Raw genomic sequence first — 9,995 nt, 5'->3', positions numbered from 1 at the left:
GCATCTATGACGGCGCTTGCGGCTCGGCGGGTTTTCTGTGCGAGGCTTTCGACTACCTGCGCCAACAGCCCGATCTGAGCACCAGCGACTTGAAGCGGCTGCAAGAGCGCACCTTCTACGGCAAGGAGAAGAAGAGCCTCGCTTACGTGATCGCGATCATGAACATGATCCTGCACGGCATCGAAGCCCCGAACATCGTCCACGCCAACACGCTGGCTGAGAACATCAGCGACATCCAAGACAAAGACCGCTTTGAGGTGATCTTGGCCAACCCGCCCTTTGGCGGCAAGGAGCGCAAGGAGGTGCAGCAGAACTTCCCCGTCAAGACAGGCGAGACCGCGTTCTTGTTCATGCAGCACTTCCTCAAGAGCCTGAAAGCCGGTGGCCGGGCGGCAGTGGTCATCAAGAACACCTTTCTCTCCAACACCGACAACGCCTCGGTGAGCCTGCGCAAACTGCTGCTGGAAAGCTGCAACCTGCACACCGTGCTCGACTGCCCCGGCGGCACCTTCCAGGGCGCAGGCGTGAAAACCGTGGTGCTGTTCTTCGAGAAGGGCGCGCCGACACGCAAGGTCTGGTTCTACCAACTCGACCCCGGCCGCAACCTCGGCAAAACCAATCCGCTCAACGACGCCGACTTGGCTGATTTCGTCCAGCTGCAAACCACCTTCGCCGATTCGCCCAAAAGCTGGTCGGTGGCGGCAGCCGACATCGACAAGACCACGTTTGACCTTTCGGTCAAAAACCCAAACGGTGGCGAAGTGGCCGTGATGCGCACCCCCCAAGACATCCTCGACGAGATTGCCGCGCTGGATGCTGAGAGCGCCGAGGTGCTGGCGGTGATTCGGGGGTTGATGTGAACGAGTCAGCTTACAAGCCAACCATCATGCTGGCTGAGATTCGTGCGCTGATTGACCAAGCTCGGCAGCGGGCTGCGACGGCGGTCAATCAAGAACTCTCGCTGCTGTATTGGCAGGTTGGCAAGCGTTTGCAGGCTGAAGTGTTGGGCGGCCAGCGCGGGGCATATGGCAAGCAGATCATCAACACCTTGGCCGGGCAACTCACCCAAGCCTATGGCCCGGGCTGGAGCGGGCAGCAGCTCCGGCATTGTCTCCGCGCTGCGGAGACTTTTCCGGACGAGGCTATGTTTTCTGCGCTGCGTAGAGATTTGAGCTGGACACACGTGAAGACGCTGATTTATATCGACGATCCGCTGAAACGGGATTTTTATGTGGCGATGGTGCGGCTGGAAAATTGGTCTTCACGCCAGCTGCAAGAGCGTATCCAGTCCATGCTGTTCGAGCGTACGGCCATTTCTCGTAAGCCCGAAGAAACCATTCAGCGTGACTTGGCTGCCCTGCGAGCACAGGGCACGCTGAGCCTCGACCTCGCGTTTCGTGACCCGTACGTGCTTGATTTCTTGGGGTTGGCCGACAGCTTTGCAGAAAAAGATTTGGAAGCAGCCATCGTGGCTGAGTTGCAGCATTTCATCACTGAAATGGGCAGTGATTTTGCCTTCATGGCTCGACAAAAGCGCATCTCTATTGATCAGCGTGATTACTACATTGATCTGCTTTTTTTCCACCGCCGTTTGCGCTGCCTGGTGGCCATTGAATTGAAGATTGGCGAATTCGAGGCGGCCTACAAAGGTCAGATGGAACTTTACTTGCGTTACTTGGAAAAGTACGAGCAAGTACCCGGCGAAAATACACCCATTGGTTTGATTCTGTGTACCGGCAAGAATGACGAACACATCGAGTTATTGCAACTTGATCAAAGCAATATCCGTGTGGCCGATTACCTTACTTTGTTGCCACCCAAGGAAATTTTGCAAGAAAAACTGCACCACTCGATTGCCATCGCGCGGGAGCGATTAGCACGAAAAGGGGATGAAGAATGATCAACCACCGAGGTGTTGGCGGTGAGTCGGGGGTTGATAGCGTGATGTCAAAGTGGACGACAAACCCGCTCGCTTCCTTATGCATTGTCTTTGGTGACGGTGACTGGATCGAGAGCAAGGACCAGTCACCGGATGGTGTTCGCTTGGTTCAGACAGGCAACGTTGGTGAGGGCGAGTTCAAGGATCGAGCCGAGAAGGCCCGCTTTGTCTCGCAGGAAACTTTCACGCGACTGCGCTGTACAGAGATATTCGCTGGCGACTGTTTGATTTCACGGCTACCCGACCCCGCTGGGCGGGCTTGCTTGATCCCAGAGACGGGCGAGCGAATGATCACTTCGGTTGATTGCACAATCGTGCGCTTCAATCTAAGTAAATTGCTTCCTGAGTTCTTTGTGTATTACTCACAAGCAGGTGATTACCTTGCAGCTGTCGAGCGAGAAGCAACGGGTACGACAAGAAAGCGCATCAGCAGGACACGGCTTGGGCAGATTCAAATTCCATTGGCACCGATACCCGAACAACGCCGCATCGTCGCCATCCTCGACGAAGCTTTCGAGGCCATCGCCACTGCCAAGGCCAATGCGGAGAGGAATTTGAGGAATGCGCGGGAGGTGTTCCATGGTCTTCTGTGCAAAGTTTTTTCTGAAGCGGGTGAAGGTTGGTCTGTCGGTCACGTTGGTACGGTCGCAAATTGCTGCCTTGGAAAGATGCTGGACAAGGCAAAAAACAAGGGTGACCCAAAGCCGTACCTCCGAAATATGAACGTTCGCTGGTTTGAATTCGACTTGAGCGATGTGCAGGAGATGCGGTTCACGGCAGACGAGCATGAGCGCTACTCAGTCTGTCGGGGTGATGTCGTGATCTGTGAAGGGGGCTACCCTGGGCGTGCTGCAATATGGGAAAGTAATGAACCGATATTTATCCAGAAGGCGCTTCACAGAGTGCGTTTCAAGGAGCCGATACTCGGACGGTGGTTTCTGTATTATTTGTACTCCCAAGAAGTATCTGGAGCACTCCGTCAGTACTTTACGGGCACCGGAATTCAACATTTCACAGGTGCAGCGCTTGCACGTCTCAGTCTGCCATTAGCACCAAGCACGGTTACTGCTGCGCTGGTTGATCGCTTCGATACATTGGCAGAAGAAGTAACCCGGCTCGAAGAGATATATCGCAAAAAACTCGCCGCCCTCGACGAGTTGAAGAAATCGTTGTTGCATCGGGCGTTTAGTGGGCAACTTTGAGCGGATTGAATTCACGGTGATTGGCTCGCTTTGACGGACTTCCGCCCATAAACTACCCATCATGGAACGCATTCAGACCATCAACCGCAGCCGCATCGAGTGGTGCTGTGCCGAGCTGGGCATGGTGCCGGAGGATCTGTTCGGCGTGGCGGGTGTGTCCACCGAGCGTTGGGCCGAGTTTTGGCATGACGATGTGGGGCTGACGTTCAACCAGTTGCGCAAGCTGGCCGACTACTTTGGCCGTGGCGTGTTGTTTTTTCTGGAGCCCGGCCCGGTGGCACCCGAGCAAGTGCATACGCCGCAGTTCCGCACCCTGGCGCAGCAAAAGCCCGAGCTGTCGCATCGGCTCAAGCTCCTGATCGAGCGGGTCGAGCGGCAGCGGGCGGTGTTCCTCAGCCTGCGTGAGGATCTGGACGACGCGCTCTGGACGCCGTTTCAGGCACCGGATCTGCCTGTGGGTAACGTCGCGGCCGCCGCTAGGCAGGCGCGCGAGTGGCTGGGCTTGGGCGAAGACAGACATGACTTCGAGAGCTACCGCAAGGCCGTCGAGGCCAAGGGCTTGCTGGTGTTTCGCACCAACGGCTACAACGGCCCGTGGCAGATCGCCAAGGAAAGCCCGGTGGCTGGTTTTGCCTTGTACGACGCCCAATGCCCCGTCATCGTGGTGAAGAAGATGGCGGCCGAGGCCGCGCAGGCCTTCACCCTGATGCACGAGCTGGCGCATGTGCTGCTGCACAAGACCAGCTGGATTGATGATGACAGCGACCTGCGCGCCACCACCCAAGGGCGCGAGCAGGATGCCAATCTGTTCGCCGGCTTGGTGCTTGTGCCAGATCACTTCCTAGCCAGCATCAAAGATGCCGACCGGCCTGAAGACGTGGCCGCTTTCAATGAATGGCTCAAGCCCCAGCGCAAAGCTTGGGGGGTCAGCACCGAAGTCATCTTGCGCCGTCTGTTGGCGGTTGGGCGATTGCCGCAGGCCACCTACCAAGCCTACAGAGCTTGGAGCCTAGAAGCCGGCAAAAATAAGAAAGACGAGGGGGGTACGCGCATGTACCGACATCGCGAACCCAAACACATGTTTGGTGATCGGTTTGTGCGCACGGTGCTGAACTCCCTCAGCGCACGGCGGATCACGCTCGCCAAAGCCAGTGGCTATCTGGACGGCTTGAAGATCACCGACCTGCATGAGCTGGAGCGGCATTGTGCGGGTACTTGACGCCTCAGCCATCCTGCACGCTTGGGACACTTACCCGCTCGCCCAGTTTCCGGGCCTGTGGCGGTGGCTCGGCGGTGAAATGCAGAAACACGAACTGACCATCCCTGCTGTAGCACTTGAAGAAGTCGGGCACAAATCCATCGACTGTCAGAAATGGCTCAAGGCTGCTGGGGTTTTCTCTTTACCGATGAGCGCAGCAGTCGTCATGACAGCGATGCGGATCAAGCAAGTCATCGGCGTAGAGAATGATCAGTACCACACGAAGGGTGTCGATGAAAACGACCTCTTCATCATCGCAGCAGCCAAAGTGAATGATGCGGACCTGATCACCAACGAGGCCAGGCAGTTCGGCAAGCAGGCAGAGGCCCGGAAATACAAGATTCCAGCGGTCTGTGAGATGCCCGAAGTGGCAGTCCCGAGTCTGAATTTCTTGGAGTACATCCAAAAATCTAGGCAGGTTTTTTGATGGCGTTGGGAACACGTCAGGGAGTGATTCAATGAAGGTTCTTCCTACACAGTTTGATGGGCAAGACATCCGTCGCGTGTATGACGAGGCCACTGAGACATGGTGGTTCTCGGTGATTGATGTGGTGCAGGTGCTGACCGACAGCAACAATGCGCGGCGCTATTGGTCAGATCTGAAACGCAAGTTGGTACAGGAGGCTGGCTCCGATCAACCGTACGAAAAAATCGTACAAATGAAACTGCTATCCCTCGATGGCAAGCAGCGCCAAACCGATTGCGCTAGCGCCTCTACGCTGCTAAGGGTGGTACAGAGCATACCCAGCCCCAAGGCCGAGCCGATCAAGCTGTGGCTGGCCAAGGTGGGTTACGAGCGGATGCAGGAATTGGCTGATCCGGCGCTGTCGCTGGACCGTGCGCGTCAGACTTGGCAGCAGCACGGTCGCAGCGATAAGTGGATCACCCAGCGTATGACTGGTCAGGAAACACGCAACAAGCTCACCGACTACTGGCGTGAACACGAGATCAAGGAAGGCCAAGAATTTGCCATCCTGACGAACATCATTCACCAAGAGTGGGCGGGCGTGAGTGTGAAGGAGCACAAGCAGATCAAGGGTTTGAAAAGCCACAACTTGCGTGACCATATGACAGAAGCCGAGCTGATCTTTACCGCGCTGGCTGAGCTTTCTACCCGCCAGATCGCCGAAAACCAGCAAGCCACTGGCCTTACGGAAAACAAGACGGCAGCGCAAACCGGCGGGCGCATTGCCCGACAAGCTCGCCAGCAACTGGAAAGCCAAACGGGGCGCAGTGTGGTGTCGGGTGATAACCATTTGCCACCGCCGCCCGCACAGCCGGCCATCAAGCTACCCCCCAAAAAACGCCCGATCAAACCTGAGTGAGGCTGTCAGATGAACGAAGCCGAAACGCGTGCCGAACACATCGATCCGGCCTTGAAAGCGGCGGGGTGGGGGGTGGTGGATGGCAGTCGGATCTTGCGCGAGCACGCCATCACGCAAGGGCGGCTCCAAGGGGGTGGGCAGCGGAGTCGGGCGGAGATCGCTGACTACGTGCTGGTCTACCGCAACACCAAGCTGGCGGTGATCGAGGCCAAGGCTTGGCACAAGCCGCTGACCGAAGGCGTGGCGCAAGCGAAGAGCTATGCGGCCAAGCTTGCGGTGCGCCACACCTATGCGACCAACGGGCAGGGCATCTACGGCATCGACATGGCCTCCGGGGTCGAGGGCGAAATCGGCCAGTACCCGAGCCCGCAAGCGCTGTGGCAGATGACTTTCGCTGAGGCCAACGTCTGGCGCGACCGCTTCGCCGCGATTCCTTTCGAGGACAAGGGCGGCACTTGGCAGGGGCGCTATTACCAAGACATCGCGGTTGAGCGGGTGTTGCAAGTCATCGCGGACGGCCCGAAACCGGCCCGCACGCGGATTTTGCTGACGCTGGCTACCGGCACCGGCAAGACCTTCATCGCCTTTCAACTGGCTTGGAAGTTGTTTCAGAGCCGTTGGAATCTGAAGGATGGGTCTTTCGACAGGCTCAAGACGAACGGGGAAGAGGTTGGGGCGGTCGGGGAACCCCGCCGCCGGCCACGTATCTTGTTTTTGGCGGATCGCAACGTCTTGGCCGATCAGGCCTACAACGCCTTCTCGGCCTTTCCTGACGATGCGCTGGTGCGCATTGCGCCTGACGAGATCCGCAAAAAGGGCCGGGTGCCGAAGAACGGCAACCTGTTCTTCACGATCTTCCAGACCTTCATGAGCGGGCCGCCGAAGGAGGGCCAACCGTCACCCTTCTTTGGTGACTACCCGCCCGACTTTTTCGACTTCATCGTCATCGACGAATGCCACCGTGGCGGGGCCAGTGATGAGAGCACTTGGCGGGCGATCCTCGACTACTTTGCGCCTGCGGTGCAGCTCGGCCTGACGGCCACCCCGAAGCGCCGCGACAACGCTGACACCTACGCCTATTTCGGCGAGCCGGTGTTTGTCTACTCGCTCAAAGAAGGCATCAACGACGGTTTCCTGACGCCCTTCAAGGTGCGGCAGATCGCCACCACGCTGGACGACTACGTCTACGCGCCCGACGACATGGTCATTGAAGGCCAGATCGAAACCGGCAAGCGCTACGAGGAAAAGGACTTCAACCGCGTCATCGAGATCAAAGAGCGCGAGGCCTACCGCGTCCAGCTGCTGCTGGAGATGATCGACCCGCGCGAAAAAACCCTCGTCTTCTGCGCCACCCAGCTGCACGCGCTGGCCGTGCGCGATCTGATCAACCAGCGCAAAGCCAACCCCGACCCGCTGTACTGCGTGCGTGTCACCGCTGATGACGGCGCTTTGGGCGATCAGCATTTGCGCGACTTCCAAGACAACGAAAAAACGATTCCCACGATCCTGACCACCTCGCAGAAGCTCTCCACCGGGGTGGACGCGCGCAACGTGCGCAACATCGTGCTGCTGCGGCCAGTCAATTCGATGATCGAGTTCAAGCAGATCATCGGCCGGGGCACCCGGCTGTACGACGGCAAAGACCATTTCACGATTTATGACTTCGTGAAAGCGCATCACCATTTCAGTGATCCGGCGTGGGACGGCGAACCGGCTGAATCGCCATCGACCACCGATCCCCGCCGCTCACCCGATCCAAACGACACCGCCCACGTGTTGAGCGCTGAAGAGCCCACCGGCGCGCTGGAAACACCGCCGCGTCGCGTCATCGTTGAAGTGCAACTGGCCGACGGCAAGGCCCGGCGCTTGCAAAGCATGAGCGCCACCAGCTACTGGAGCCTTGACGGCACACCGATGTCGGCGGCGCAGTTTCTGCAAACCCTCTACGGCACCTTGCCCGAGTTCTTCAAGGACGAAGATCAGCTGCGCCAGATCTGGAGCGACCCCGACACCCGCAAGGCGCTGCTGGCCGGTTTGGCCGAGAAGGGTTTCGGCAAGGAGCCCTTGGCCGAGATGCAGCGAATCATCGAGGCTGAAAGCAGCGACCTCTACGACGTGCTGGCCTATGTCGCTTTTGCGGCCGATCCGCTGACGCGTGAAACCCGCGCCGCCAAAGCCAAGGCCTCATCCGCCCACGACTACACCGACAAGCAGCGTGCCTTTGTGGATTTCGTGCTGGCCCAGTACGTGCGCCAAGGCGTTGAGGAACTCGACAACGAGAAACTCTCCCCCCTGCTACGCCTCAAATATCGCAACGCCCTCCAAGACGCCTTCCATGAGCTGGGCCAACCCGATCAAGTGCGCAAGGTGTTTGTGGGCTTTCAGCGCTATTTGTATGAGGCGCGGGTCTGACGTGATCGACCCGCTCGACCCGCTTGCGGCCCTAACGCGGATCGTCGGCGGCGAGGGATTCTTCGCGCAGGGCATGGAGCAGGGCATCCATCTCGATGCGTGCATGGCGCGAGTCGATGGGAATCAGGATGCCCTCGCGGCGCAGGGCGGAGACCAAGCGGCTGGCGGTCTCAAAGGTCATGTCGAGCATGGCCCCCATTTCTTGACGGCTGGGTAGCCAGATCAGGCCGGTGATTTCTTCGTTGTATTCACACAGCTTGAGCAGCAGGCGCAGCATGCGCTGGCGCACCGGCCCACGGGTCAGCTCGGTCAGCCATTCATCGGCGTCGTCCAAGGTGCGCTGCCAGCGCTTCATCAGCGTCACCGCCAGATCCGGTTGCAAGCGCATCAGCTCCTCGACTTGCAGGCGTGGAATCCGGCAGGCCTGTACGGGGGTGCAGGCGATGGCGTTGGTGGCATAGGTCTGGTTGAGCATCGCCTCAGGTCCCAACAAATCACCCCGGCCGGCCAAGCGCAGGATGCGGCGATCCCCTTGGGTGTCGGTTTTCTCGATACGCACCACGCCTGAGCGGATGGTGAACACCGCCGTACCCGGTGATTGCGCCGAAAACAGGCCTTGGCCCGGATCCAGCGAGAGCGCGTCGATGCGGTGATGGATCTGGCGCAGGGTACTTTCTCTCAATACCCCAAAGACACAGGCCTGACGCACACAGCAGCCAACGCAGCGCTGACTTGGCTCCTCAGAAGCGAAAGGGGCGCGCTGCGTCGATGGACTGGCGGTGGTGATCAGGGGAAGGAGCAAGGTTGGGTCCGGCAGGTGAGGGGTAAGAGGCCGTATGGACTGTGCCTGACTGTCAGCTTGGCGTCATGAGGTCTTTCCCATGGCCGATACTTCCCGTCGTATCAAGATAACCACGGGGCAACCACGGTGACAGGGCTCAGCATGGGACGACGCAGGGTTGGGATAGGGGTGCGGGCGTTGGCCTTGGCATTGGCATTGGTGGGTTGCCATGCGGTGGAGGACGTGATGCCGACCTCGCGCCATACGGCGGCTGGTCCGCTGACGGCGCTTTCGGCTGAATCTGCCGCCACGCTGGCTGAATTGCGCGCTCATCTGACCCACGCGGCCCCGGCGTTGTTGCCGTATTTCGACGCCTTGCGTCGCGACTACCGTTTGCGCCATCTGCCTGACGTGCAGCGCAGCCCGGAGGGCCGCATAGAGAACTTGGCGTTGTTTTTGCACGAAGCGGCGCACGAGTACGTGCCCGATTTGGTGCTTGCGAGCGGTGAGTTGCTGATTTATCAACGTCGCCTGCGTTTGGATCCGCCCTTGGCGCTGCCGTTGACTGAGCCCCCGTTGAGTTTTCTGCCGCCGGATGCCATGCGCGCTAGCGGCCAGAACGCGCGCTATCACACGCTCTACGTCGCCCAAGCTCAGCCAGATCGGCGCCCGTTTGTGGTTTTGCTCAACGAGCTCGACGCCTACACCATCGACTTTGCCTACGAGCTCAGCAGTTTTGAGGTTCTGCGCCGGGGTGCGCTACTGCGCACCGAAGTCACCACCGGGCTGCCGTATTTCTTTCACGCCATCGCGCGCTATCTGGATCAGGCCGAGCACGCTGATTACGCCACCAAGGCTGAGACGCTGGATGAGTTGCGCCGCAACAGCGCGGTGATTGCGCGGGTGGTGCAGCAAGCATCCGAGTGGATCGGGCAGGGCTGCACGCGGCGCTTTGAGGGCTTTGTGATCGACGCCGGGCAGAAGCAGGCGCTGCGTCAGGGCTACGCCGATTTGGCGCATCAAACGCTGCTGCCGGCGGTGCCCGTGCTGCCCAAGGCCTGCGCCAAGGGGCTCTGAG

Annotated in this window: 9 protein-coding genes; 8 read left to right on the top strand and 1 reads right to left on the bottom strand. The window is 59.1% G+C overall.

Features of this window, described 5'->3' with window-relative positions; genetic code table 11:
* From AC3VI7_RS04175 to hsdR, 7 genes are all read left to right on the top strand, one after another.
* A partial coding sequence (locus tag AC3VI7_RS04175; protein ID WP_489671400.1) for an HsdM family class I SAM-dependent methyltransferase occupies nt 1-860 on the top strand: 860 nt, incomplete at its 5' end.
* A gap of 26 nt (nt 861-886) precedes the next feature.
* The gene (locus AC3VI7_RS04170) at nt 887-1,900 is read left to right on the top strand and encodes a PDDEXK nuclease domain-containing protein (RefSeq protein WP_489668109.1); all 1,014 of its coding nucleotides are present in this window, start codon (nt 887-889) and stop codon (nt 1,898-1,900) included.
* Nucleotides 1,897-3,141: a restriction endonuclease subunit S gene (locus AC3VI7_RS04165; protein ID WP_489668108.1), complete on the top strand. Its 1,245-nt coding sequence runs from the start codon at nt 1,897-1,899 to the stop codon at nt 3,139-3,141. The genes AC3VI7_RS04170 and AC3VI7_RS04165 overlap by 4 nt, the downstream gene beginning before the upstream one ends.
* Nucleotides 3,142-3,202: 61 nt before the next feature.
* Entirely contained in the window at nt 3,203-4,360 is a 1,158-nt protein-coding gene (locus tag AC3VI7_RS04160; protein WP_489668107.1) for an ImmA/IrrE family metallo-endopeptidase, read from the top strand.
* Nucleotides 4,329-4,826: a DUF4411 family protein gene (locus tag AC3VI7_RS04155; RefSeq protein WP_489668106.1), complete on the top strand. Its 498-nt coding sequence runs from the start codon at nt 4,329-4,331 to the stop codon at nt 4,824-4,826. Before AC3VI7_RS04160 ends, AC3VI7_RS04155 begins: the two co-directional genes overlap by 32 nt.
* A 31-nt stretch (nt 4,827-4,857) precedes the next feature.
* Entirely contained in the window at nt 4,858-5,724 is an 867-nt protein-coding gene (locus AC3VI7_RS04150; RefSeq protein WP_369420618.1) for a BRO-N domain-containing protein, read from the top strand.
* A 9-nt stretch (nt 5,725-5,733) separates the two neighbouring features.
* On the top strand, nt 5,734-8,136 hold the full coding sequence (hsdR, locus tag AC3VI7_RS04145; RefSeq protein ID WP_489668105.1) for an EcoAI/FtnUII family type I restriction enzme subunit R: 2,403 nt from the start codon (nt 5,734-5,736) through the stop codon (nt 8,134-8,136).
* Between the two features lie 31 nt (nt 8,137-8,167).
* Here hsdR and AC3VI7_RS04140 read toward each other — a convergent pair whose 3' ends face one another.
* Nucleotides 8,168-8,938 (bottom strand): Crp/Fnr family transcriptional regulator, encoded by a 771-nt coding sequence (locus AC3VI7_RS04140; RefSeq protein WP_489668104.1) that lies wholly within the window; start codon nt 8,936-8,938, stop codon nt 8,168-8,170.
* Nucleotides 8,939-9,079: 141 nt separating this feature from the next.
* Between AC3VI7_RS04140 and AC3VI7_RS04135 the strand changes: the two genes are divergently transcribed.
* Entirely contained in the window at nt 9,080-9,994 is a 915-nt protein-coding gene (locus tag AC3VI7_RS04135) for a hypothetical protein (RefSeq protein WP_489668103.1), read from the top strand.
* Nucleotide 9,995: the final 1 nt, after the last annotated feature.

The organism is Leptothrix toolikensis (SeqCode) (genome assembly GCF_057922285.1).
Note: the sequence above shows the minus strand (reverse complement) of the source record. Positions and strands in the feature narration are given on the sequence as shown.

Coding starts and splice junctions, on each gene's coding strand:
- AC3VI7_RS04170 (WP_489668109.1), top strand. CDS start 887: ATGCTGGCTGAGATTCGTGCGCTGATTGACCAAGCTCGGCAGCGGGCT.
- AC3VI7_RS04165 (WP_489668108.1), top strand. CDS start 1,897: ATGATCAACCACCGAGGTGTTGGCGGTGAGTCGGGGGTTGATAGCGTG.
- AC3VI7_RS04160 (WP_489668107.1), top strand. CDS start 3,203: ATGGAACGCATTCAGACCATCAACCGCAGCCGCATCGAGTGGTGCTGT.
- AC3VI7_RS04155 (WP_489668106.1), top strand. CDS start 4,329: ATGAGCTGGAGCGGCATTGTGCGGGTACTTGACGCCTCAGCCATCCTG.
- AC3VI7_RS04150 (WP_369420618.1), top strand. CDS start 4,858: ATGAAGGTTCTTCCTACACAGTTTGATGGGCAAGACATCCGTCGCGTG.
- hsdR (WP_489668105.1), top strand. CDS start 5,734: ATGAACGAAGCCGAAACGCGTGCCGAACACATCGATCCGGCCTTGAAA.
- AC3VI7_RS04135 (WP_489668103.1), top strand. CDS start 9,080: ATGGGACGACGCAGGGTTGGGATAGGGGTGCGGGCGTTGGCCTTGGCA.